Here is a 22,300-nt window from a genome sequence, read left to right as displayed (position 1 = left end):
TGCAGCTTGTCCGCTGATGGACTGCAAATTGGCTGCATAGCGGCGCTTACTGGTAACTAATTGCGCGATGTCAGTGAAGTTACGTACACACGTACTGACCGCCTCTGTGTAGAATTCCCCGCATCGGTGCCTGGACACCGTTCCGTTTTTCCCGCTTGCAACGAGGGTGCCCATGTCTTCCCCGACCCCTTTGTCCCCCCATGCTGCCCGCAGCGATTCCCTTGGCTGCTCCGCCCGGAGCCTGGGCCAGAGCCAGGAACTGCAGGGCAGCGAGTTCAGTTTCTATCGCAAGCGGGTCGACGGCAAGGAGTTGTCCCAGGTGCAGACGCCGCCCTCGGATCGCGGTTTTCTGGTCGGCATCTCGATGGCGCCGCAGCACCGGCGCAGCATCTTCCGGGGCAGTCAGGCGGCCCGCTTCGATTTCGGCGCCGGCGCCGTCTATACGCGCGATTTTTCCGAGGAATATCGGGCCGATCTGCAGGGACCGTTTGATTTCCTGCTGATGGAGCTACCGCTGTCCTGGTTTCATACTGCCAGCGATGAGCTGCGCGCCGGGCAGCGGCGCGTGACCGGCCTGGCGACCGTGACCGGCCAGTCCGACCTGATCCTGGCCCATCTGGCGTGTGCGCTGGCGCCGGCGCTGGCACAGCCTCGGCCTGACAGCCTCCTGTTCGTAGACCAGCTAGGCGTGGCCATCGGTACCCACCTGTTGCGGCGTTATGGCGGAGCGTCGGCACCTTCTGCTCAGACCGTGCGCCTCTCGCGCCTGCATGAGGAGCGCGCCAAGCAGATGCTGTTGCAAAAGGGGCGGGGCAACGTTTCCATTCCCGAGATCGCGCGCGAGTGCAATATGTCGGCCAGTTATTTCCTGCGCGCCTTCAAGGCCAGTACCGGCCACACGCCCCACCAGTGGCTGCTGGTGCAGCGCGTGGAAATGGCACGCCACTACCTGCGCCAGACCGAACTGTCGCTGGCGGAGATCGCGCTGGCCTGCGATTTCTGTGACCAGAGTCATTTCAGCCGTGTGTTCACGCAGGTGGCAGGGACCACGCCGGGCGCCTGGCGTCGTAGTCAGCGCTGAGGTGCGCTCGGCTGAAAAGGGAAGAAGGTCGGATGGTCGGATACCAATCCGGCCCCTGCCTCCGTGCGGGCTGCTTAGGGCACCCGCGGCAGGTCGAAGCTGAAGATGCTTCCGCCGGAGGGCGCGGCGCTCGCGTGCAGACGCCCCCGATGGCTTTCAATGATGGAGCGGCAGATGGCCAGCCCCATTCCCATGCCATCGTCCTTGGTGGTGTAGAAGGCATCGAAGATGCGTGACATCGCCTCCTCGGCAATGCCCACCCCGTTATCCTGCACCCTGACCTCGACCCGCTGCTCGTTGCAGCAGCTGGCGCTGATGCTGAGCGTAGCGGGCTTCTCCGGTGCCGCATCCATGGCATCGAGGGCATTGACCACCAGATTCAGCAGCACCTGCTGCAGCTGCACCAGATCCCCCAGCACATAGACGTCCACCGGATTGAGCGCCAGGTTCAGCGCCACCTCGCGCCGCTCCAGTTCGCTGCGCGAGAGCATCAGGATGTGCCGGATCAGCGCATGCAGATTGACCCGCGTGAAGGCAGGCGCTGCATTGCGCGTCAGGTTCTGCAGCCCCTGGATGATGCCGGCGGCACGCTTTCCCTCGGTGATGATGTCGCGCAGTCCGGCGCGCGCCTGTACCAGTTCGGGTGTGGGACGGTCCAGCCAGCGCAGGCTGGCGCCGGCATTGGAGACGATGGACATCAGCGGCTGGTTGATCTCGTGGGCAATGGAGGCCGTCAGTTGTCCCACGGTATTGGCGCGCGAAACGCGCTCCATGTCGATCTGGGCGGCGCGGATCGCATATTCGGCCTGGCGTCGTACGGTGATGTCAGTGGCGGTGCCCATGTATTCGACGAAGGTGCCGTCCAGCCACACCGGCTTGCCGATGCCGGAGAGATAGCGCACCTCGCCGGTGTCCTGGCGGCAGATGCGGTGCTCCACGCGGATGGTGCCACCCATGGCGACAGCGGCGTTGACGGTATCGATCACTTCCTGCCGGTCATCCGGATGCATGATGGCGGCGAACTCGTCATAGGTGATGCAGTTGCGGCCCGGTGCCAGGCCGTAGATGCGGCACAGCTCGTCAGAGCAGAACATCAGGTCCTCGCGTACCAGGTAGCGCATGCTGCCGGTATGGTTGAAGCGCTCACCCTGCTTGAGCAGTTCGCGGCTGGTGCGCAGTTCGCGTTCGATGCAGAGCAGTTGTTCATTTTCCTGCAGCAACTGGGCGTGGGCAGTGGCGTTGCCCAGCGCCACCGCCGCGTGGGCCGCCAACTGTCCGGCCAGATGGGCGAGCTCGGGTGCCGGAGCGGTCTCGTAGTAGAGATACAGCCAACCCTGTTGCACGCCCTGGTGCAGCAGGGAGAGAGACAGGGCCGCGCCTGCCAGTTCCTCGGTGCTGGCGATGCGGTCGCTCGTAGGGAAGTCACCAGGGTCGTCGGCCCGACGCGTCTCGGCCTCGATCAGCGGTACCCCGGCCTGCTGTCTTACCAGCAGGCAGCGTCGGGCGCCGGCCAGCAGGCAGACGGTATGGGTGATGGCGGCCTTGAGGCGATCCGGGTCGCGTATGGCACTGAGGTCGCGCAGGGCTTGCAGCAGGGCATCGTGGTCGGCGGGAGACGATGGGGCGGACGGCAAGGGGTTCTCCTGGCGAATGGGGCAAGATGGGACAGGTCCGTATTGTGCCGTATCCGATGGCGTCGCGCCGCCTGGGAGAGTGTCAGAAGCGGCCATACAGCAGGGTTGCGGTCAGCAGTACCAGGAGGGTATCGGCATCGACCGGCTTGGCCAGCAGCGGAAAACCCAGCGAACTGGCACGCATGCGCTGCGGCGGGGTGACCTGGGCCGAGATGAACAGGATTGGCAGGTCCGGCCGCAGACGGGCCAACTGTTCGGCCAGTTCGAAGCCGCTCATCTGCTTCAAGCCGACGTCGACGATGGCGCAGCAAGCCTGGGCCAGACAGGTGCTGTCCAGAAAATCCTCGGCGGTATCGAAGCTGCAGCTGCGGTGCCCGGCCGAATCCAGCAGGTTGCACAAGGCAGCGCGTACCCAGAGGTCGTCATCAATGACCGCGACAGGGCGGTACTGTGACAGTGGCGTGTTCTCCCCTTCGCTCATCATCGTCGGCCATGGTCGGCGCCGGCACAGGTTCATCCGCGCGACGCCGGGGTTGCCCGCACCGGCCATTGGCGCGGGCCGGCGCAGCTGTGCGCAGCCAGACGGGCGGCGCACTGGAAAAAGGTCGCTGTGTGGGCAGCGTGGCAGGTGATGCGGCGGTGTTATGCACCCTCGCGGGCGACGGCTCTATGGCCTGGTCAATCTGTGATGCCAGGCTTTCCTGGCCGATGCGTCCGGCCGGAAAGCCGGCATTCATTTCTGGTCCGGCGGCGGGTTGCCCGTGATCTTGGGAATGCACTCACGGTGGAACCAGGAAGCCGTCAGCGGTTCTCCGGCCAGCTTGCGCCGTACGATCGGTACCAGTTGCTCGCCGATCAACATGCCTAGCAAGCCCAGCAGGGCGATGATGGGAGGGGCTGGCGACTGCACCTGCAGGGCGGCATAGATCAGGCCGGCCAGGATGCCCATCAACAGGGAAATCAGATAGGGTTTCATGGGGACTCCCGGATCAGCCGCCAAACAGGTGGCCGACCCCAGTGATCAGACGTTCGCCCAGCACCATGCCGAGCAGGCCGATCAGGGCGATGCCCGGCGGCGCCGGAGAACGCACCTTGAACAGGGCATAAAAGACGCCGATCAGGATGCCGGCGCCCAGTGAAATCAGATAAGCGGACATGGCCCGGCTCCTCGTGAAGATAGTGCACTGCCACCTGGGTTGCGGCCCGCGGAGGAGCCGCGACGCAGGTGGCGAGGGCAGACCGTATTACTTGGCCGGGACCGGTGCCAGGGTCTTCTGGTTGCCGTGCGGACGTTGCTCGGCCTTGTGCACCATGGTGTAGGCGTAGTCCACGCCCATGCCGTAGGCGCCGGAGTGCTCGCGCACGATGTCCATGACGGCGGTGTAGGTTTCCTTGCGGGCCCAGTCGCGCTGCCATTCCAGCATGACTTGCTGCCAGGTCACCGGGATCACGCCGGCCTGGATCATGCGCTGCATGGCGTAGTCGTGGGCTTCCTTGGAGGTGCCGCCGGAGGCGTCGGCCACCATATAGATTTCATAGTCACCTTCGGCCATGGCGCACAGGGCGAAGCTGTTGTTGCAGACTTCGGTCCACAGGCCTGCCACGACCACCTTCTTCTTGCCGTTGGCCTTGAGGGCGTCGCGCACCTTCTGGTCATCCCAGGAGTTCATGGAAGTGCGTTCCAGGACGTCGTGCTCAGGGAACACTGACAGCAGTTCCGGATAGGTGTAGCCGGAGAAGCCCTGGGTTTCCACGGTGGTGATGATGGTGGGGATGTTGAACACCTTGGCCGACTTGGCCAGGGCGACGACATTGTTCTTGAGCACCTGACGGTCGATCGATTGCACGCCGAAAGCCATCTGCGGCTGGTGGTCGATGATGATGAGCTGGCAGTTGTGCGGGGTCAGCACGTCGAGTTTGGTATTGGTGGTCATGATGATTCCCTAGATGGGTAGTGTATGGAGGAGTGTGGGCGACCCGGCGACGGGGAGACGCGGCCAGGGCCGACCCGGCAGACGGGAGTGAGGCTGCCGGAGGCGATCATAGGCAAGAGGGCAGGGCGCTGCCATTATCTGTTCGTATAGCTAGACGCTGGCACGGCGTTTTTGCACACTGCCAACACCAATAAAAGCACATAGGATGACTGGCACCTGAAGTTTTGATGACCTCCGCGCCGGCATCGACATGTGCGATCCGCCACCCTCATTCTCCATCGTCCCTGTCTATGTCCGGAGCCTCCATGACGACCGCAACCAGCGTTACCCCCGATCTGATCCTGCTGAACGGCAAGATCCACACCGTCGACAAGCAGAACCCCATTGCCGAGGCCGTTGCCATCGGCGGCGGCAAATTCCTCGAAGTCGGCAGCGCCGCCGACGTCATGCGTCTGAAGCAGGCCCAGACCAAGGTCATCGACCTGGGCGGCCGCACCGTCATCCCCGGCCTGAACGACTCGCACCTGCATTTGATCCGCGGCGGTCTGAACTACAACCTGGAACTGCGCTGGGAAGGCGTGCCCTCGCTGGCCGATGCGCTGCGCATGCTGAAGGACCAGGCCGCCCGCACCCCGCACCCGCAATGGGTGCGCGTGGTCGGCGGCTGGACCGAATTCCAGTTCGCCGAAAAGCGCATGCCCACGCTGGAAGAACTGAACGCCGCTGCACCCGATACCCCGGTCTTCGTCCTGCACCTGTACGACCGTGCGCTGCTCAACCGTGCTGCGCTGCAGGCAGTCGGCTATACCAAGGACACCCCCAACCCGCCGGGTGGCGAGATCGTGCGCGATGCCTCGGGCAATCCGACCGGCATGCTGATCGCCCGTCCCAATGCCATGATCCTGTACGCCACCCTGGCCAAGGGACCGACCCTGCCGCAGGAATACCAGGTCAATTCCACCCGCCAGTTCATGCGCGAACTGAACCGCCTGGGCGTGACCAGCGCCATCGACGCCGGTGGTGGTTTCCAGAATTACCCCGATGATTACCAGATCATCAACAAGCTGGCCGCCGATGGTCAGTTGACCATCCGCATCGCCTACAACCTCTTTACCCAGAGCAAGGGCGCCGAGCTGGCCGACTTCCAGAAATGGACCGGCATGGTCAAGCCGGGCGATGGCGACGACTTCCTGCGCCATAACGGCGCCGGCGAAATGCTGGTGTTCTCGGCGGCCGACTTCGAGGACTTCCTGGAGCCGCGCCCCGACCTGGCCGATGGCATGGAAGAAGAACTGGAGCGGGTGGTGCGCCATCTGGTCTCCAACCGCTGGCCGTTCCGCCTGCACGCCACCTATGACGAGTCGATCTCGCGCATGCTGGACGTGTTCGAGAAGGTCAACCGCGACATCCCCTTCGATGGCCTGCACTGGATGTTCGACCACGCCGAGACCATCACCGAGCGCAACATCGAGCGCGTCAAGGCGCTGGGCGGCGGCATTGCCATCCAGCACCGCATGGCCTTCCAGGGCGAATACTTCATCGACCGCTACGGCGTGGAGGCGGCCGAGCACACCCCGCCGATCGCCAAGATGCTGGAAATGGGCGTGCCAGTTGGTGCCGGTACCGATGCCACCCGCGTGGCCAGCTACAACCCCTGGACCGCGCTGTATTGGCTGGTGTCCGGCCGCACGGTCGGTGGTGCCAAGCTGTATGGGGCCGCCGGTCGCCTGCCACGCGAGACCGCGCTGGAACTGTGGACTGCAGGCAGCGCCTGGTTCTCCAGCGAACAGGCCAAGAAGGGCCGCATCCAGGCCGGTCAACTGGCCGACCTGGCGGTGCTGTCGGCCGACTTCTTCAGCGTCCATGAAGATGACATCAAGAGCATCGAATCGGTGATGACCGTGGTCGATGGCAAGGTGGTCTATGGGACCGGTGCGTTTTCCTCGCATGGTCCGGGCGAGATTCCCGTGCTGCCCGAGTGGTCGCCGGTGGCCAAGGTTCCGGGGCACTATCGTGCCGTGGCCAAGACCGATGCTGCCCGCCAGAAGAAGGCGACCCTGCCGCACGCCTGCGTCGGTTCCTGCGGCGTGCATGGTCACTCCCACGACGTGGCGCGCAAGTCCAGCGTCCCGGTCTCCAACTTCGCCGGCTTCTGGGGCGCGTTGGGTTGCAGCTGCTTCGCGTTCTGATCATGCAGGCGCGCCAACTCCCCCGCCGGCAGGGTCTGCCGGTCCCGCCCCTGGATCTGGGCCTGCTGTTCCTGCGCCTGGCGGGCAGTTTCATGCTGTTCTACGTGCATGGCCTGCCCAAGCTGCTGCATTACGCGCATGAACTGACCGTGATCGAAGACCCCTTCGGCATGGGGCCGACCGTCTCGCTGTGGGCGGCCATCTTCGCCGAAGCGCTCTGTCCCATCCTGATCGTGCTGGGCCTCTTCACCCGCCTGGCCTGTCTGCCCATCATCGGCGTGCTGCTGGTGGCAATGCTGGCGGTGCATCCCGGCTGGAGCATTGCCGAGGGCCAGTTCGGCTGGCTGCTGCTGGTGATCTTCACCTCCATCGCGCTGTGCGGCCCCGGCCAGTGGCGCCTGGGACGCGGTAGTGCCCAATCGTAGGCAGCGTCTTCTCTCCACCTCACACTCACCCAAGGAGCATATCCATGAGCACCATCACCACCCGCGACGGCACCGAAATCTATTATAAGGACTGGGGCAGTGGTCAACCCGTCGTGTTCGGCCATGGCTGGCCGCTGGACGGCGACATGTGGGAATACCAGATGAACTTCCTGGCCGAACGCGGTTTCCGCGTGATCGCCTATGACCGCCGTGGCTTCGGTCGTTCCAGCCAGCCCTGGAGCGGCTACAACTACGACACCTTCGCCGACGACCTGGCCCAGCTGATGGATCATCTGGACCTGCAGGGCGCGACCCTGGTGGGCTTCTCCATGGGCGGCGGCGATGTCGCCCGCTATATCGGCCGCCATGGCACCAAGCGCGTGGCCAAGGCCGCCCTGCTGGGCGCGGTCACCCCGATCTTCGGCCAGGCGCCGGATTTCCCCCAGGGCGTGCCGGCCGAAGTGTTCGCCGGCATCCAGGCCGGTCTGTTGAAGGACCGCGCACAATTCATCAGCGACTTCGCCGCCGTCTTCTTCGGCACCAATCGTCCGGGCAAGGCTGACGCCGTCAGCCCGGGCGTGCTGGCACAGACCTTCAATATCGCCATGCTGGCTTCGCTCAAGGGCACGCTGGACTGCGTGACGGCCTTCTCCGGCACCGATTTCCGCGAGGACATCAAGAAGTTCAACTTCCCCACCCTGGTGATCCACGGTGACGACGACCAGGTCGTCCCCTTCGCTACCACCGGCAAGCTGGTGGCCGAGATGGTGCCGGGTGCGCAGCTGAAGGTCTATAGCGGCGCTCCGCACGCCCTGTGCGCCACCCACAAGGACCAGATCAACGAAGACCTGCTGGCCTTCCTGAAGGCGTAAGCATCATGAGTCTCGATGCCAACCAACGCCAGCAACTGGAAAAGCGCCGCCTGGCGCCACTGACCACGCCTGGCCTGCTCTCCGGGCAGGCCAGCCAGGAAATCGGCGGCGCCTTGACCATGCTGCTGGCCGATATCTTCGCCCTGTACCTGAAGACGAAGAACTTCCATTGGCACATGTCCGGGCCGCACTTCCGCGACTACCATCTGCTGCTGGACGACCAGTCCCAGCAGATCATCGCCATCACCGATGCGGTGGCCGAGCGGGTGCGCAAGATCGGCGGTACCACCCTGCGTTCGACCGGGCATATCGGCAAGCTGCAGCGGCTGGCCGACAATGATGCCGACTTCGTCACCCCGTCCGACATGCTGGCCGAACTGCGCGAGGACAACCTGCGCCTGGTCGGCTTCATGATGGCCACCCACGAACTGTGCGACGAGCATGGCGACGTGGCCAGTGCCAGCCTGCTGGAGAACTGGATCGACGAGGCCGAGCAGCGTGCGTGGTTCCTGTTCGAATCGGGGCGTACTTCGGTCTGAGTCCGCCCGGATTCAACTGAACGAAGCCTTGATCGGAAGCTGAGCAATGGGCAGGGCCTGCGGGTCCTGCCCATTTGCGTTTTTTGTTAAAGTCGGCTTTCTGCCTTCCTGTTCTCCTGTTGAATCAGTCTTTGGAAATCGATGATGGCAAGTTCCTCCGTCTCCCGTCTCGTGAAGCACATCCGCATGCAGGATGATGTCGCCCTGGTGCGCGCTACCCAGAACCACGCGGCGGCGTCGGTCCTGCCCCCACCGCCGGTACTGGATATTCCCAGTGATGACGCCTTTTCGGTCATCGTGCAGTTGCAGGATTTTCGCCAACACAAGCTATGGCGTGGTCAGCGGCTGGTGCATGCCGGTGGCCACCGGCTGGGCGACATGGCCATCACCGACCTGCGCGAGCAGTGGCGTTGCCAGCATCTCTCGGACTATGACAATGTGCGCCTGCATCTGCCGCGCGCCTCCCTCGAGCGGGTGAGCGAGGAAGGCGGGCGTCGTATCGGCGCCTTGCAGCAGGTCCAGGCGATCCGCGATCCGGTGGTCTGGCATCTGCTGCATGCCATGCTGCCTGCGCTCACGGGGGCGGCCAATGACAGCGATACCGTCTACCTCGATAGCGTCACCCTGGCCCTGCATACCCACCTGGCGCAACGTTATGGAGGTCAGCCGGTGGGTCGTGGCGGGGGCGCTGGCCTGGCCGGCTGGCAGCAGGTGCGGGCGCGCGAATACATGCTCTCGCACCTGGCGCGACGTCTGACCCTGGCCGAGATTGCGGCCGAGTGCGGCATCTCGCGGGCGCATTTCGCACGTGCCTTCAAGCACAGCTTCGGTGTGCCGCCGCATGCCTGGCTGCAGCGCCAGCGCGTGGAGCTGGCTTGTCGCCTGCTACGCCAGAGCGACAAGGGCATGACGGCCATCGCCCTGGAATGCGGCTTTTCCGACCAGAGTCATTTCAGCCGGGTGTTCAAGCAGATTCAGGGAGTGGGGCCGGCGGCCTGGTTGCGGGCGCAGGGCTAGACCGGCTACAGCGGTGACCGGTGCACGGCGCCCGAATCGCTGGCCTTAGCGCTGACGCGCGGAGTGGATCTGCAGCCGCTCGGCGGCCCGCACGAGGTCGGCCAGGGTCTTGGTCTGCATCTTGTCCATCACGCGCCGTTTATGGACCTTCACGGTGATTTCGCTGATGCCCAGTTCGGTGGCGATCTGCTTGTTGAGCAGGCCACCGATGGCCAGTTCCAGCACTTCACGTTCGCGCGGGGTCAGTGTTTCCAGGCGCGAGGTGCTGGCGGCATGCTCGGTGCGCATGCCTAGTTGCCGATCGGCAATAGCCAGGGCGTCGCGGACCGCGCCCAGCAGCCGTTCATCCTCGATCGGTTTGGTCAGGAATTCATGGGCACCTGCCTTCATCGCCAGCACCGTCGTCGGTATGGTGCCGTAGCCGGAGATGAAGATGACGGGAATGGCATCGCCCCGCTGTTCCAGCCGGCGCACTACCTCGAAACCGTCGGACCCGGGCATCTTCATGTCCAGCAGGAGGCAGCAGGGTTGGGCTGGAAGAGGCTCGCGCAGGAACGCATCGGCCGAGGCGAAGCCACGTGCATTCAGGTTGGCCGAGGCCAGCAGTCGTAGCAGTGCTGTCCTGACCATGCCATCGTCGTCGACGACAAATACCGTACTTTCCATGGTTCCTTCCGTGCTGCCTGGTTGCGAGAATCTGTGCGACAGGGCAGGGCGGTGATCGGGCGGTCAGGAGCCCCAGCGCCAAGCTGTGCAGTGTTGCCTATCATCTGCATTCGGGCCGGATTTGGATTGTACAAATGTGCTGTTTTTTGTAAAAAATGCCTTTGTTGCATTTTTTTGCCGATGGATGTGATCTTTTTTGCAAGGCTTTCGGGCGCCCCTGCTATCCCCAGAGATAATGGGCGCGGGCGGCAGGCGATGCTATGGTGTGCGGCCTCTTCAACACTTTCCCACCCTCTGCGAGACGCTCCATGAATGCCGCACAACGCAACCGCCTGCAGTCCTCCGGACTGGCTTTTCTCGCCGCCTATGTCGATACACTGGGCTTCATCGCCCTGTTCGGTCTGTTCACGGCCCACGTCACGGGCAACTTCATCCTGATCGGTTCGGCCCTGGCCGACACGTCGCAGATGTCCATCCTGCTGAAATTCCTGGCCTTCCCGGCTTTCATCATCGGGGTGGCGGTGGGGCGCCTGCTGATTGCCGCCATCCAGCGCCGCAATGGCCGTGCACTGGGCTGGTCGCTGGTGCTGCAACTGGTGTTGCTGATTGGTTTCATGGTCTGTGGCATGGCCGCGGCGCCCGTGCAGTCGCCCACCGCCGGCTGGGTGATGGCGTCGGGCCTGCTGGGCACGGCCTCGATGGGCGTGCATAGTGCCATCAGCCGCCTGTTGCTGGCGCACCTGGCGCCGACTTCCCTGATGACCGGCAACGTCACCCAGGTGGTGATCGACGTGGTGGACATGCTGCGCGGCGCTTCCGACGCCGGCACCACCGAGCGCTGCATCAAGTTCGTCTGGCCGGTCCTGTCCTTCGGTGTGGGTGCGATTGCGGCGGCGTTTGCCTATCACGCCATCGGCTTTGCCGCCCTGGTCGTGCCGGTGCTGATCCTGGTGGCCTTGATCGGATGGGAATTCACCCAGCAGCCCGCCAGCTGAGTGAATCGAGCGGGTTGCTGCCCGTCCGGACGAGCCTCAGGGGCGGGACGCAGCCGTGGCGGCCCGCGTCGGCAGCAGCCAGACGATGGCCAGCGCCGCGTAGATCGCCGAGGCCATCAGCGGTGCCCATTGCGAGAGCAGGATCGCCAGGGCGTAGAGCAGGATGGAGGTATTGTTCTTGCGACCCTGTCCGAGGATGCGTGCGGCTTCCGGATGATTGCTTTCGGAGGCGCGCAGCGTGCGCTTGAGCACCAGGAAGGACACCGAGCACATCAGCAGGATCAGCCCATAGGCCGCCACCGGCGCCATGTCGCGGTGATGGCCGGCGATCCAGGCGGTGGCGAAGGGCAGCAGCGAGAGCCAGAACAACAGATGCAGGTTGGCCCACAGTACTCGCAGATTGACGCGATCGGCGAGCTGGAACAGGTGATGGTGGTTGGTCCAGTAGATACCCACGTACAGAAAGCTGAGTGCATAGCTCAGCAGTGCCGGAGCCAGTGCCAGCAGGGCGCTCGGCTCGGCTGAGGCGGGCGCGTGCAGTTCCAGGACCATGATGGTGAGGACGATGGCGAAGACGCCATCGCTGAAGGCTTCAAGCCGGGATTTGTTCACGGAGGCAGGGGGCTAGGGATGATCCCGCGCACCTTAGCACCCCGTTGCACAGGCCGACATTATCCCTTCGGATAGGGCGCTGGCGGGCTCAGCCTTGTGGCGCGATCTTGTCCCACAGGTCGGCGCCGTTGAAATCACGGATCACCGCATGGGCACCGGCCGCGCGCAGCCGGACCTCGTCCAGGCCGCCCAGCATGCCGAAGGTCCAGATGCCGGCACTGCTGGCCGCCTTGACACCCGAACTGGAATCCTCGAAAGCGACCGCCTGTGCCGCCGTGCCACCGAGTAACTGCAGCCCGGTCAGGTAGGGCAGGGGATCGGGTTTGGCGCGTTCCAGCTCGTCGCCGATGACCAGGGCATCGAAGCGGCCAGCCAGTCCGGTGGCCTTCAACATCAATTCGGCATTGGCCCGGGGGGCATTGGTGACGACGGCGCTACGCCCGCCAATACGGGCGATATGCTCCAGCAGACGCTCGATGCCGGGGGTAGGCGCGACGTGCTGGTCCAGCTGCGAGCGGAACAGGCTTTCCTTTTCTTCAGCCAGCGGGATGTACTGCTCAGCCGGCATGCCGGGGAAGAGGTGACCGAAGATCATGGCGTTGGAGGCGCCCATGATGTGGGTCTTGTAGTAATCGACATCGATATGCCGGTCCCAGCGCGCCAGGATGGTGTTGAACGCGGCGTGATGCAGGGCGTCGCTGTCCATGAGCGTGCCGTCGAGATCGAACAGGAAAGTGGTGATGGCCATGATGGTCCGTGCAAGAGGGAGGCGGCCATTCTACCCAAGAGTGAGGGGGTGTGGGCTGCAGCGACCCTCATCGTCCCTTCGCGCATGCCTGCATGCGTTTTTCCAACTCTCCTACGATAGCTGCCGAAGTCCGCCGATGGCGCCTGCGCTAGCGCAGCCCTACAGTCTCTTCGTGGCAATGCCCCCGGCCCTGCGCTCCCGCAGGGGATCAATCCATCAAGAAACACGAGGAGACTCATGACCACCTCAACCATCCACTCCCTTCCTGCGGCCAGCGTCGAGGCCGTCAACAGCAACGGCTCAGGCGTCTCGTGGGGCGCCATCCTGGCGGGTGCCTTTGCGGCCGCCGCACTGTCGTTCATTCTCGTGATGCTGGGCTTTGGCCTGGGCTTTTCGTCCATCTCGCCGTGGTCCGGCGAAGGGCTGTCGGCCAAGACCATCGGCTATTCCACGGCCGGCTGGTTGCTGTTCACCCAGATCGCGGCATCGGCCATCGGCGGTTTCCTGGCCGGGCGCCTGCGTGTGAAATGGGCCGGGCTGCATACCCGTGAAGTCTATTTCCGCGATACCGCGCACGGGCTGCTGGCCTGGGCCGTGGCCTCGCTGGCTACGGCTGCGCTGCTGGGCTCGGCCGTGGGCAGCGTCATCTCCGGTGGCGCCAAGACACTGGGTGCTGCCGGTGGCGCCCTGGGTACCGGTGCTGCTGCGGCCACCATGGCAGTGGGCCAGGACGGTGCACGTCCGACTGGCGGCGCTGGCGACATGGCCGATCGCTTCTCCGGTTACTTCATCGATTCGATGTTCCGTAGTGGTAACACCGCTAATGCAGGTAATGCAGGCGCTGCATCGTCCGCAAACCAGCCCGCGGTGCCGGCCGCAACCGACGGTGCTGCTGCTGCGCCGGTGGCCCCCTTGGCAGCTCCGACGGCCGCTGATGGTCGCGATCTGACGCAGGCCCAGCGCATGGAAGTGGTGCGTGTATTTGGCTATTCGCTGGCGAGCGGCAAGCTGGCCGATAACGACCGCCGTTACCTGGGCCAACTGGTGGCGCGCCATACCGGCGTATCCCAGGCCGATGGTGAAAAGCGTGTCACCGATACCTTCGCGGCCTACCAGGGCGCTATCGCTGACGCCGGCACCAAGGCCAAGGAAGCCGCCGACGCTGCCCGCAAGGCTGCTGCCTACGCCTCGCTGTGGATGTTCCTGGCCCTGCTGTGCGGTGCTTTCGTGGCCAGCCTGCTGGCGACCTATGGTGGCCGCCTGCGTGACCGCAATGAGCTCTACGCAGAGGCAGTGGTCCGTCGCGACGGCCGCCTGGGCGAACCCGAACTGCACTGAAACCTGACGACATCGACCTGAACCCCAACCTTGAGAGGAGACTGACATGGGCGCAATTCTGCTCTGGCTACTGGGTATCCCCATCCCCATCATCCTGCTGCTGATCCTGTTGTTCTGAGGACGCAGGAGACGCAGTAGAAATACTCGCAGTAGATTCAGCAAGGGCGGCCAGATGGCCGCCCTTGTTCATTGTATGGGTGACCGGACTTCCCGGGGCCTCGCGTCAGAGATCCGTGTAATCGAAGGACTTGATGCCATCGAGCTTGAGAAAGCCCTGAACGATGCGATGGAATTCCTTCTCCGAGGTATGCGAGAGCACGATGGACACTTCGTCGAAAGCGCCGCCGTCGGCTTCGCGCCTGACCACGAACTTGCTCACCCGCGCCGCCGAGGCACCCATCAGTTGGTGCAGATGGCCGATATTGAAAGTATCGGCCTGGATCAGGAAGGTAATGCCACGCTTGTGCTTGTCGGCGAAATAGCGCCGCTCCAGGGGTTTCATCCCGGCCAGGATCAGCAGCACGATGGAGGTCCCGGCCACGGCGGCGACATACATCCCGCCACCGACGGCCAGGCCGATGGCGGCCACTGTCCAGAGGCTGGCGGCGGTGGTCAGGCCACGGATGATTTCTCCGCGCAGCAGGATCGACCCGGCGCCCAGGAAGCCGATGCCCGAGACCACCTGCGCTGCCATCCGCGATGGGTCAAGGACCACCTTGTCGGACTGCAGGATCCCGGAAAAACCATAGGCCGAGACCAGCATGATGAGCGAAGAGCCGACACAGACCAGCATGTGGGTACGCAGACCGGCTGCCCAGGAAAGGCGTTCACGTTCGATGCCGATCAGGCTGCCGAGAACGGCAGCTGCGGCCAGGCGGAGGATGACGTCCGTTGCGGGAAGCATGGATTCTCCTTCTGAGGGGATGGGAGGCAGCTTACGCAATGCTCAGCCTGGAAGGCATGGATGAGCTTGCGTAAGCGTGTGGAGCGATGTCTGATCGTTAAAAGTATATATTATTTATATTGTTTGATCTTTATCGCTGCCATTCGGGGATCCCATTACCGATAGGTGAGAGCCCTTGAGCCTGGCGTGCGAGCGGTGCCTTGGTCATTGATGTCAATGACGCCGCATGCACCGGACACGTCCTTGCCGCTTCAGTCTTCCTCGACCCAATCCACCACCGCGCCCAGCGAGCGCAGGTTTTCCACGAACTTGGGATGGGCGCGTCGGATCGGCAGGGCATTGCGGATTTCCGAGCGACCTTCGATGCTGGCCGCCACCATGAACAGCGCGATGGCCACCCGGATGATGTACGGACTTTCCACCGATGCCGGCGTCAGCGGCAGGCCGCCGAAGGTGATCAGCCGATGCGGGTCGCCCAGGAAGACGTGGGCGCCGAACTTGGACAGTTCACTGCTCCAGCCCATGGCGCCGTCATAGATCTTGTTCCAGAACATGGTGTTGCCATCGGCCTTGACCCCCAGCGCGATGAAGATCGGCAGCAGGTCCACCGGCAGGTAGGGCCAGGGCGCGGCCTCCACCTTGGTGAGGATGTTGCTGGTGAAAGGCTTGACGACTTTGAGCGGACCGTTCTGGCGGGTGTGCGACCAGCCGTTTTCGTGCACCACTTCCACGCCGAACTTGGCGAAAGTGCGATCGATCAGCGGGAACTGCTCCGGCGCGCTGTTGCGCACCCGCACCTGACCGCCGGTGATGGCGCCCATGGCCAGGAAGGTGGCGATCTCATGGAAATCCTCATCGAAGCGGAATTCGCCGCCCCCCAGTTTTTCACCGCCACGCACCGTCACGCGCGAGGTGCCGATACCCTCGATCTGCACGCCCATCATCGCCATGAACCGGCAGAACTCCTGCACGTGCGGCTCGGAGGCGGCATTGGTCAGCACCGACTCGCCGCCGGCCGAGGCCGCGCAGAGCACGAAGTTTTCAGTGGTGGTCACCGAGGCATAGTCCAGCCAGTGATGGTTGGCCTGCATGCGGCCGCTGGTGCGGATGATGAGCGAATCGGGACTGCTTTCCACCCGCGCGCCGAAACGCTGGAACACCTCCACGTGCGGATCGATTTCCCGCACGCCCAGGGTGCAGCCCTTGACGTCGTTTTCCAGCCGCGCCACACCGAAGCGCGCCAGCAGGGGCGGTACCAGCATGATGGAGGAACGCATTTCCTCCGGCAGATGGTGAATTTTTGGGTCGAAGCAGGTATCGCGGTGATGCAGTTCCAGGATGCCGCTGGCATAGTCCACCGATACCTCGCTGCCCAGCACGCGGAAGATCTCCAGGATCTTCTTGACGTCGGTGATCTCGGGGATGCCGATCAGACGTAGTGGCTGGTCGGTCAGCAAGGTGGCGCAGAGGATGGGTAGGACGGCATTCTTGTTGGCGGAGGGGATGATGTCGCCGCGCAGCGGGCGGCCACCGTGTACGATGAGATTGGACATGAAGGTATGTTGAATCGGGCTGACAAAATCGACCGGAGAGGGCAATGCCTGGGTCCGGCCTGGAATGGACAGATTATGCGCCGGCCGGTTGCAGGCAGGGAAGCAAATTTGCGGCGGCGCGGCGTCTTGTCTTATTGTCACTAGAACGCATTTTTAAGCTTCACTTTATCGATGCAAAGCTGAACGTTGCTGCATCATCGGCCAAGTTTCCGTATCATGGCCGGTCTTGAATGAATGCTCCGACTGAGGTTTTCGACGATGTTTTGTACGCAGCAGCCCCGTTCCGACGATAGTTTCCCTTTGTTTCTGCAGATTTTGCGCCGCGCTGGCGTGTTGGCCAGGCTCCTGATGTGCAGCGTCCTGCTGCTGATGTTGACGGTCATCTCGGGCAAGGTGAGCGAGGCGCAGGCGGCCGGTTCCAGCGCCGGCAAGCACAGGCCGGCCGCGAGCGGCGCCAAGGGACGCAAGCGGGTAGTGCGCAAGAAGGCGGCCCCGGCCGCTGCGCGTGCACCGGCGCGGCCCCGCCGACGTGGGCGGGCGGCTGCCGTGGGTGTGGCTGCCGGCGCTGCGACTGCAGCCACGGCGGGTGCTGCCGTCGCCGCCAACGCGTCGTCAAACGCAGCGGCGCTGCCGCCGGTCAATACCAAGCCCGAACTGCTCCCCCGTTGCGGCTTCACCGCCGCGTCGAAGCAGCACATCTTCTCGCGTGGGGTCTATGTGCTTGACGAGCAAACCAATACGCCGCTCTTTGAACGCAATGCCGATACGGTGGCACCGATCGCTTCGGTCACCAAGCTGATGACGGCCATCGTCTGGCTGGACCAGAAGTCGCTGCCCATGAGCAACCGGCTGGAAGTCACCGAGGACGATCTCGATACCCTCAAGTTCACCCACTCGCGCCTGAACGTCGGCGCCAGCCTGTCGCGTGCAGACATGCTGCACATTGCTTTGATGTCTTCCGAGAACCGTGCTGCCGCGGCCATGAGCCGTGACTATCCGGGTGGCCGTCCAGCCTTCATCGCGGCCATGAATGCGCGGGCACAGGCGCTGGGCATGAAGCAGACCCGCTTCGAGAATGCCACCGGACTGTCGCCGGACAATGTCTCTACCCCGCGCGAACTGGCCGAGCTGGTCAAGGCCGCCAACCGCTACCAGCTGATCCGTAACGATTCTCTGGACAAGCAGAAGATCATCAACATCGGTCGCGGCCAGCTGCAGTACATCAATTCCAATCGCCTGATCCGTTATGGCCAGGTCAATGCCACGGTGCAGAAGACCGGTTTCATCAACGAGTCCGGCCACAACATGGTGCTGCGCCTGCTGGTGCATGACCGCCGCCCGGTGATCGTCACCATGCTGGGCAGCGGCAGCGCCGACGGTTCCCGCCTGGATGGCGTGCGTATCGCCAAGTGGCTCAACTGCTCGTTGAACTAACGGGCGTTGCATTCTGCGCCGGGGCCGGTTCAGGCTGTGCCATCTGGACCCGGTTGCGCCCCATGTGCTTGGCCTGGTAGAGCGCCTGGTCGGCGGCCTTGAGCACTTCCTCGATGCTGTGATGCACCTGCCGGTCCAGGCAGGTCGCACCTATGCTCACCGAAAGCCGCCCGAAGGGGCTGCGTTCATGCGGAATCTTCATCGCCTGCAGTGCCGACATGATGTTGCCGGCCACGTGCAGCGTGCCGGCGGCATCGGCCTCGTCAAGCAGGATCACGAATTCCTCCCCGCCATAGCGGCCGGGCTTGTCACACTGCCGTGCCACAGCGCCGGTGATGCAACGTGCTACCGATACCAGCGCATAGTCGCCCGCCTTGTGGCCGTAGGTGTCGTTGTAGAGTTTGAAGAAATCGACATCGACGAACAGGATCGCAAAGCGCGCCGAGGTATTGCGCTGGCTCTTGTGCCAGGCGTCTTGCAGGCAATCGTCCAGTGCCCGGCGGTTGAGCAAGCCGGTCAGCTTGTCGGTGCGGGCCTGCTCTTGCAGTTGCTGGTCCAGTTTGCTGCGGCGGAAGAACTCCTCGCGTAACCGTCGGATCAGACAGGCGCAGATGGCGCTGAAGGCGGCCGCAAGAAACAGGACTGCATAGAGCATCCGCTCCCATTCGCGGAACAGTTCGGCATGGGTCCGGCCCACGAAGACCAGCCAGGGTGTATCGGGGATGCGCACGTAGGCGTACAGGCGCTTGACGTCGTCCTGCTGGGATCGCGCGGTATAGCTGCCCTGCAGGCTTTCCGGCGCTGACGAGGGCAGGGCCATGATGCGTCTGAAATTGGGCGTGTAACTCAAGCGAGAACCGATGAAGGCTTCATCGTAGGGCAGGCGCATGTAGGCCACGCCGTCCAGGGCGTAAAGCGACATGACGGCCTGTTTCTCCAGCGACAGGCTTTCGAACAGATGCCGGAAGTAGTCCAGGTACAGCACCATGAAGGCCACGCCGCCGAAGGACCCATCGGCGTTTGCCAACCGCTTGGACAGTACGATGACCTGCATTCTCCGTTCCAGGCGGATGCTCAGTGGTCGTGAGACAAACAGTTTTACCGTTGGATCGTCGCGATGCCTGGCGAAGAAATCCCTGTGTCCGTAATTGCCCGGCATGATCTCGGCCAAGGTGGGAGAACCAACCAGCAGTTCGCCATCGCGGCCGACGATGCCCATGGCGGCGATATAGGTGGCTTCAGCATTTTCACCCAGAAGGAAGTCGCGTCGCTGCTGCTCCGGCATGAGCTGCAGGCTGGCATGCCGATGGCGCCAGACCAGGCTGTCCAGATCCAGTGACAGCAATTCCATGTTGCGCGAGATCGAACGCTGGGCAATGCGCGCGACGTTGAGGGCATGCTCGATCGCGCTGCGCTCGGTCTGCACATGGCTCTGGTAGAGCACCACGCCCGTGATGACAGTCGCCATCAGCGCGAGCGCACTGATGGTCAAGGTCATGTTGCGTTTGAGTCTTTTGATGTCCGTCTCCCCGTATCCCAGGTTGTTTCCCGCCATCGGGGGTGACCCCTGCGGCGCAATATCGCACCGGGCTTGACGGTTGGCAACGAAAAGGAATCGGGGGAAAACCTTATGACATCAGTCCATAAATCCTGGCCGAGGATTCGCCCCACAAGGCGTCCTGGTCGGTAGGAGAGAGGCGCTTGGCAGCCCATTCGCGCACCACGGCCACCACGCGCGCGTAGGACGCGGCGAGCAGGCATACCGGCCAGTCGGAGCCGAACATGAGCCGCTGCGGACCGAACAGGTCCAGCGCGGTATCCAGACATTGCACGATATGTTCGAAGTCGCGTGTGCACAGGCCGCGCAGCCAGTCCGCCTCGGTCAGCAGGCCGGAAATCTTGCAGGCCACATGGGGCATGGCGGTCAGCTCGCGCATCTCCTGGCGCCAGCGTTCGAAGGCGGCGCGGCCCTTGCGGAATTCCTTGAGGGCCGGCTTGCCCAGATGGTTCAGCACGATCCAGTGCTGGTCGTGATGGGCGCACAGCTGGCGCAACTGCGGCAGGTGGCGTTCATGGGCCAGCAGGTCCAGGACATAGTCCCGCTCCTGCAGCCAGCGCACTCCCTGGTTGAACTGTGGCAGGGCCAGCAGCAGTTCGGCGTCGTCGTCTTCCTGCATGGGATGGCGCAGCCCCAGCAGCTTGCTGCCACCCCAGTGCTCCATGCGCTCGGCCAGCATGGGCGAGCCGATGTCTTCCCAGCCGATGATGCCGGCGATGCGTTGGTCGCGTCGTGCCATCTCCAGCAGGAATGCCGTCTCGTCGTGGCCGGGACGTGCCTGCACCGTAATCGACGCATGCAGGCCCTGTGCATCCAGCAGGGGCTGGAACTGGTAGGGCAGGCGGTCTTGCGCCAGCAGGTCCATGCCGGTACCGATCCACGGATAGTCCTCGCAGCGGTAGCGCCAGAAATGCTGGTGCGCGTCGATGCGCATCGGCCCCTTGAGCTTTCTCACCGGGACCGGTGGCATGCGCAGTTCACGATGCAGGGTCAGCATGTCAGTGGTTGTGCCGGGGCATGGTCTGCGCCACACCCTGGTACTTCAAGGCCAGTTCCATGCAGGCACCGGTTTCCAGTTGACCCACGGTGCTTCGGTAGATCTCCTGCCAGGGCGTCTGGCTGGGTGGCACGGGCGGAATACCCTCGCTCTTGCGGCGGGCCAGTTCTTCTTCGCTGATGAGCATATTGCACTCCCCGGTGTTGAGGTCGATGCGCACGCGGTCGCCGTCGCGCAGCCAGGCCAGACCACCACCGACCGCGCTCTCGGGCGAGGCGTTGAGGATGGAGGGACTGTCGGAGGTACCCGACTGGCGCCCATCACCCAGCGTGGGCAGGGTAGAGACGCCGCGTTTGATCAGCGCATCGGGCGGTTGCATGTTGACCACCTCGGCCGAACCCGGCCAGCCCACCGGACCGGCGCCACGGATGGCCAGCAGGGTGTTGTCGTCGATGTTGAGTGCCGGGTCGTTGATACGGGCGTGGTAGTCGTCCGAACCATCGAAGACCACGGCGCGGCATTCGAAGATGTTTTCCTGGCCGGGTGTGCTGAGGTAGCGCTGGCGGAAGGTCTCCGAGATGACACTGGTCTTCATGATGGCGAAGTCGAACAGGTTGCCCTTCAAGACCAGGAAGCCGGCCCGTTCACGCAGCGGCGCGCTGAAGGGGTAGATCACTTCGCGGTCGTTCGACTGGCGGCCCTGCAGGTTCTCGGCCATGCTCTTGCCGGTGGCGGTGATGCGGTCGGCGCGCAGCTTGCCGGCCTGCTGCAGCTCCCACATGATGGCCGGCACGCCGCCGGCACGATGGAAGCGCTCGCCCAGGTACTTGCCGGCCGGCTGCATGTTCAGCAGCAGCGGCACGTCGTAGCCGAACTTCATCCAGTCTTCCGACTGCAGATCCACGCCGGCATGGCGCGCCATGGCCATGATGTGCGGCTGGGCGTTGGTGGAGCCGCCGATGGCAGCATTGACCACGATGGCGTCGAGGAAGGCTTCGCGTGTCAGGATGGCCGAGGGCCGCAGGTCTTCGTAGGCCATGCCGACGATGCGGCGTCCCGTCTCGTAGGCCATCTGGCCGCGCTCGCGATAGGGGGCGGGAATGGCCGAGCAGCCGGTCAGCGACATGCCCAGCGCCTCGGCCATGGCGTTCATGGTGGAGGCCGTGCCCATGGTGTTGCAGTGGCCGGAGGAGGGTGCCGAAGCGGCAGCGATCTCCAGGAATTTCTCATTGTCGATGGCGCCGGCCGAGAGTTGCTTGCGGCCCTTCCAGATGGCCGCGCCCGAGCCGACCAGCTCACCATCGAGCCAGCCATCCAGCATCGGGCCGCCGGACAGCACGATGGCCGGGATGTCCACCGTGGCCGCGGCCATGATCTGCGACGGTGTGGTCTTGTCGCAGCCGGTGGTCAGTACCACGGCATCGATGGGATAGCCGTGCAGGATTTCCACCAAGCCCAGGTAGGCCAGGTTGCGGTCGATGGCGGCGGTGGGACGGCGGCAGTTCTCGAAGATGGGGTGCAGCGGGAATTCCATGGGAATGCCGCCGGCATCGCGGATGCCATCGCGCACCCGCTTGGCCAGTTCCAGGTGGATGCGGTTGCAGGGGCTGATGTCGCTGCCGCTCTGGGCGATGCCGATGATGGGGCGCCCCGAGCGCAGTTCCTCGGCGGTGATGCCGTAGTTCATGAAGCGCTCCAGATAGAGCGCGGTCATGTCGATGTGGTCGGGATTGTCGAACCAGTCCTGGGAGCGGAAGCGACGGGGTGTGGCAGATGGCTTGTTCATGGATTCCTCTTGGCCCGT

At 63.9% G+C, this 22,300-nt stretch carries 22 protein-coding genes; 9 read left to right on the top strand and 13 right to left on the bottom strand.

The window, feature by feature from the left end:
• The first annotated feature begins 172 nt into the window (after positions 1–172).
• On the top strand, positions 173–1,081 hold the full coding sequence (locus tag HWE04_RS05880) for an AraC family transcriptional regulator (RefSeq protein WP_241811837.1): 909 nt from the start codon (positions 173–175) through the stop codon (positions 1,079–1,081).
• 74 nt (positions 1,082–1,155) lie between these two features.
• On the opposite strand, the gene HWE04_RS05875 is transcribed toward HWE04_RS05880, so the two are convergent.
• From HWE04_RS05875 to HWE04_RS05855, 5 genes are all read right to left on the bottom strand, one after another.
• Positions 1,156–2,715, bottom strand: coding sequence for a sensor histidine kinase (locus HWE04_RS05875; RefSeq protein ID WP_241811836.1), 1,560 nt, complete (start codon positions 2,713–2,715; stop codon positions 1,156–1,158).
• Between the two features lie 82 nt (positions 2,716–2,797).
• The gene (locus HWE04_RS05870; protein WP_241811834.1) at positions 2,798–3,199 is read right to left on the bottom strand and encodes a response regulator transcription factor; all 402 of its coding nucleotides are present in this window, start codon (positions 3,197–3,199) and stop codon (positions 2,798–2,800) included.
• A 249-nt stretch (positions 3,200–3,448) separates the two neighbouring features.
• A complete protein-coding gene (locus tag HWE04_RS05865; protein ID WP_102661912.1) occupies positions 3,449–3,691 on the bottom strand; it encodes a DUF1427 family protein in 243 nt (80 codons plus the stop codon).
• 13 nt (positions 3,692–3,704) lie between these two features.
• Positions 3,705–3,872 carry a DUF1427 family protein gene (locus HWE04_RS05860; RefSeq protein WP_006463358.1) on the bottom strand — a complete coding sequence of 56 codons (168 nt, stop codon included), beginning with the start codon at positions 3,870–3,872 and terminating at the stop codon, positions 3,705–3,707.
• Between the two features lie 87 nt (positions 3,873–3,959).
• A complete protein-coding gene (locus HWE04_RS05855; RefSeq protein ID WP_241811833.1) occupies positions 3,960–4,649 on the bottom strand; it encodes a hydrolase in 690 nt (229 codons plus the stop codon).
• 305 nt (positions 4,650–4,954) lie between these two features.
• Between HWE04_RS05855 and HWE04_RS05850 the strand changes: the two genes are divergently transcribed.
• From HWE04_RS05850 to HWE04_RS05830, 5 genes are all read left to right on the top strand, one after another.
• Positions 4,955–6,838, top strand: a complete 1,884-nt coding sequence (locus HWE04_RS05850) for an amidohydrolase (protein WP_241811832.1) — start codon at positions 4,955–4,957, stop codon at positions 6,836–6,838.
• Positions 6,839–6,840: 2 nt separating this feature from the next.
• On the top strand, positions 6,841–7,263 hold the full coding sequence (locus tag HWE04_RS05845; protein ID WP_241811831.1) for a DoxX family protein: 423 nt from the start codon (positions 6,841–6,843) through the stop codon (positions 7,261–7,263).
• A 44-nt stretch (positions 7,264–7,307) separates the two neighbouring features.
• Entirely contained in the window at positions 7,308–8,135 is an 828-nt protein-coding gene (locus HWE04_RS05840; RefSeq protein ID WP_241811830.1) for an alpha/beta fold hydrolase, read from the top strand.
• A 5-nt stretch (positions 8,136–8,140) separates the two neighbouring features.
• Positions 8,141–8,674 (top strand): Dps family protein, encoded by a 534-nt coding sequence (locus HWE04_RS05835; protein ID WP_241811829.1) that lies wholly within the window; start codon positions 8,141–8,143, stop codon positions 8,672–8,674.
• Between the two features lie 141 nt (positions 8,675–8,815).
• Positions 8,816–9,691, top strand: a complete 876-nt coding sequence (locus tag HWE04_RS05830; RefSeq protein WP_241811828.1) for an AraC family transcriptional regulator — start codon at positions 8,816–8,818, stop codon at positions 9,689–9,691.
• A 45-nt stretch (positions 9,692–9,736) separates the two neighbouring features.
• On the opposite strand, the gene HWE04_RS05825 is transcribed toward HWE04_RS05830, so the two are convergent.
• Positions 9,737–10,357 carry a response regulator transcription factor gene (locus HWE04_RS05825; protein ID WP_102661917.1) on the bottom strand — a complete coding sequence of 207 codons (621 nt, stop codon included), beginning with the start codon at positions 10,355–10,357 and terminating at the stop codon, positions 9,737–9,739.
• Positions 10,358–10,665: 308 nt separating this feature from the next.
• On the opposite strand from HWE04_RS05825, the gene HWE04_RS05820 reads away from it, so the two are divergent.
• Positions 10,666–11,352: a YoaK family protein gene (locus HWE04_RS05820; protein WP_006463366.1), complete on the top strand. Its 687-nt coding sequence runs from the start codon at positions 10,666–10,668 to the stop codon at positions 11,350–11,352.
• A gap of 36 nt (positions 11,353–11,388) precedes the next feature.
• Here HWE04_RS05820 and HWE04_RS05815 read toward each other — a convergent pair whose 3' ends face one another.
• Complete coding sequence (locus tag HWE04_RS05815) at positions 11,389–11,964, bottom strand: TMEM175 family protein (RefSeq protein ID WP_241811827.1); 576 nt, start codon at positions 11,962–11,964, stop codon at positions 11,389–11,391.
• A gap of 88 nt (positions 11,965–12,052) precedes the next feature.
• Positions 12,053–12,712, bottom strand: coding sequence for an HAD family hydrolase (locus tag HWE04_RS05810; RefSeq protein WP_241811826.1), 660 nt, complete (start codon positions 12,710–12,712; stop codon positions 12,053–12,055).
• A gap of 237 nt (positions 12,713–12,949) precedes the next feature.
• Between HWE04_RS05810 and HWE04_RS05805 the strand changes: the two genes are divergently transcribed.
• A complete protein-coding gene (locus HWE04_RS05805) occupies positions 12,950–14,050 on the top strand; it encodes a hypothetical protein (RefSeq protein ID WP_241811825.1) in 1,101 nt (366 codons plus the stop codon).
• A gap of 223 nt (positions 14,051–14,273) precedes the next feature.
• Here HWE04_RS05805 and HWE04_RS05800 read toward each other — a convergent pair whose 3' ends face one another.
• Together HWE04_RS05800 and HWE04_RS05795 are read right to left on the bottom strand one after the other, a co-directional pair.
• Positions 14,274–14,954 (bottom strand): MgtC/SapB family protein, encoded by a 681-nt coding sequence (locus HWE04_RS05800; protein ID WP_241811824.1) that lies wholly within the window; start codon positions 14,952–14,954, stop codon positions 14,274–14,276.
• 251 nt (positions 14,955–15,205) lie between these two features.
• The gene (locus tag HWE04_RS05795) at positions 15,206–16,507 is read right to left on the bottom strand and encodes a UDP-N-acetylglucosamine 1-carboxyvinyltransferase (protein ID WP_077235165.1); all 1,302 of its coding nucleotides are present in this window, start codon (positions 16,505–16,507) and stop codon (positions 15,206–15,208) included.
• Positions 16,508–16,765: 258 nt separating this feature from the next.
• Between HWE04_RS05795 and HWE04_RS05790 the strand changes: the two genes are divergently transcribed.
• Positions 16,766–17,941: a serine hydrolase gene (locus tag HWE04_RS05790; protein WP_446719206.1), complete on the top strand. Its 1,176-nt coding sequence runs from the start codon at positions 16,766–16,768 to the stop codon at positions 17,939–17,941.
• Here HWE04_RS05790 and HWE04_RS05785 read toward each other — a convergent pair.
• The 3 genes from HWE04_RS05785 to HWE04_RS05775 form a co-directional block, all read right to left on the bottom strand.
• Complete coding sequence (locus tag HWE04_RS05785; RefSeq protein ID WP_241811822.1) at positions 17,922–19,439, bottom strand: sensor domain-containing diguanylate cyclase; 1,518 nt, start codon at positions 19,437–19,439, stop codon at positions 17,922–17,924. The two genes, HWE04_RS05790 and HWE04_RS05785, sit on opposite strands and share 20 nt — an antisense overlap.
• Before the next feature lie 130 nt (positions 19,440–19,569).
• Positions 19,570–20,496, bottom strand: a complete 927-nt coding sequence (locus HWE04_RS05780; RefSeq protein ID WP_241811820.1) for an amidohydrolase family protein — start codon at positions 20,494–20,496, stop codon at positions 19,570–19,572.
• A gap of 1 nt (position 20,497) precedes the next feature.
• Positions 20,498–22,282, bottom strand: a complete 1,785-nt coding sequence (locus HWE04_RS05775; protein WP_006464775.1) for an IlvD/Edd family dehydratase — start codon at positions 22,280–22,282, stop codon at positions 20,498–20,500.
• Between the last annotated feature and the right edge of the window lie 18 nt (positions 22,283–22,300).

This window comes from Herbaspirillum sp. C7C2 (genome assembly GCF_022627865.1).
Classification (GTDB): Bacteria; Pseudomonadota; Gammaproteobacteria; order Burkholderiales; family Burkholderiaceae_D; genus Herbaspirillum; species Herbaspirillum frisingense.
The sequence above is the reverse complement of the archived record's forward strand: the minus strand, read 5'-3'. Positions and strand labels throughout refer to the sequence as shown.

What these genes read in the sequence shown, in the direction of transcription:
- HWE04_RS05880 (WP_241811837.1), top strand. Translation starts at nt 173, where the DNA reads ATGTCTTCCCCGACCCCTTTGTCCCCCCATGCTGCCCGCAGCGATTCC.
- HWE04_RS05870 (WP_241811834.1), bottom strand. Translation starts at nt 3,199, where the DNA reads ATGATGAGCGAAGGGGAGAACACGCCACTGTCACAGTACCGCCCTGTC.
- HWE04_RS05865 (WP_102661912.1), bottom strand. Translation starts at nt 3,691, where the DNA reads ATGAAACCCTATCTGATTTCCCTGTTGATGGGCATCCTGGCCGGCCTG.
- HWE04_RS05860 (WP_006463358.1), bottom strand. Translation starts at nt 3,872, where the DNA reads ATGTCCGCTTATCTGATTTCACTGGGCGCCGGCATCCTGATCGGCGTC.
- HWE04_RS05855 (WP_241811833.1), bottom strand. Translation starts at nt 4,649, where the DNA reads ATGACCACCAATACCAAACTCGACGTGCTGACCCCGCACAACTGCCAG.
- HWE04_RS05850 (WP_241811832.1), top strand. Translation starts at nt 4,955, where the DNA reads ATGACGACCGCAACCAGCGTTACCCCCGATCTGATCCTGCTGAACGGC.
- HWE04_RS05845 (WP_241811831.1), top strand. Translation starts at nt 6,841, where the DNA reads ATGCAGGCGCGCCAACTCCCCCGCCGGCAGGGTCTGCCGGTCCCGCCC.
- HWE04_RS05840 (WP_241811830.1), top strand. Translation starts at nt 7,308, where the DNA reads ATGAGCACCATCACCACCCGCGACGGCACCGAAATCTATTATAAGGAC.
- HWE04_RS05835 (WP_241811829.1), top strand. Translation starts at nt 8,141, where the DNA reads ATGAGTCTCGATGCCAACCAACGCCAGCAACTGGAAAAGCGCCGCCTG.
- HWE04_RS05830 (WP_241811828.1), top strand. Translation starts at nt 8,816, where the DNA reads ATGATGGCAAGTTCCTCCGTCTCCCGTCTCGTGAAGCACATCCGCATG.
- HWE04_RS05825 (WP_102661917.1), bottom strand. Translation starts at nt 10,357, where the DNA reads ATGGAAAGTACGGTATTTGTCGTCGACGACGATGGCATGGTCAGGACA.
- HWE04_RS05820 (WP_006463366.1), top strand. Translation starts at nt 10,666, where the DNA reads ATGAATGCCGCACAACGCAACCGCCTGCAGTCCTCCGGACTGGCTTTT.
- HWE04_RS05810 (WP_241811826.1), bottom strand. Translation starts at nt 12,712, where the DNA reads ATGGCCATCACCACTTTCCTGTTCGATCTCGACGGCACGCTCATGGAC.
- HWE04_RS05805 (WP_241811825.1), top strand. Translation starts at nt 12,950, where the DNA reads ATGACCACCTCAACCATCCACTCCCTTCCTGCGGCCAGCGTCGAGGCC.
- HWE04_RS05800 (WP_241811824.1), bottom strand. Translation starts at nt 14,954, where the DNA reads ATGCTTCCCGCAACGGACGTCATCCTCCGCCTGGCCGCAGCTGCCGTT.
- HWE04_RS05795 (WP_077235165.1), bottom strand. Translation starts at nt 16,507, where the DNA reads ATGTCCAATCTCATCGTACACGGTGGCCGCCCGCTGCGCGGCGACATC.
- HWE04_RS05790 (WP_446719206.1), top strand. Translation starts at nt 16,766, where the DNA reads ATGTTTTGTACGCAGCAGCCCCGTTCCGACGATAGTTTCCCTTTGTTT.
- HWE04_RS05785 (WP_241811822.1), bottom strand. Translation starts at nt 19,439, where the DNA reads ATGACCTTGACCATCAGTGCGCTCGCGCTGATGGCGACTGTCATCACG.
- HWE04_RS05780 (WP_241811820.1), bottom strand. Translation starts at nt 20,496, where the DNA reads ATGCTGACCCTGCATCGTGAACTGCGCATGCCACCGGTCCCGGTGAGA.
- HWE04_RS05775 (WP_006464775.1), bottom strand. Translation starts at nt 22,282, where the DNA reads ATGAACAAGCCATCTGCCACACCCCGTCGCTTCCGCTCCCAGGACTGG.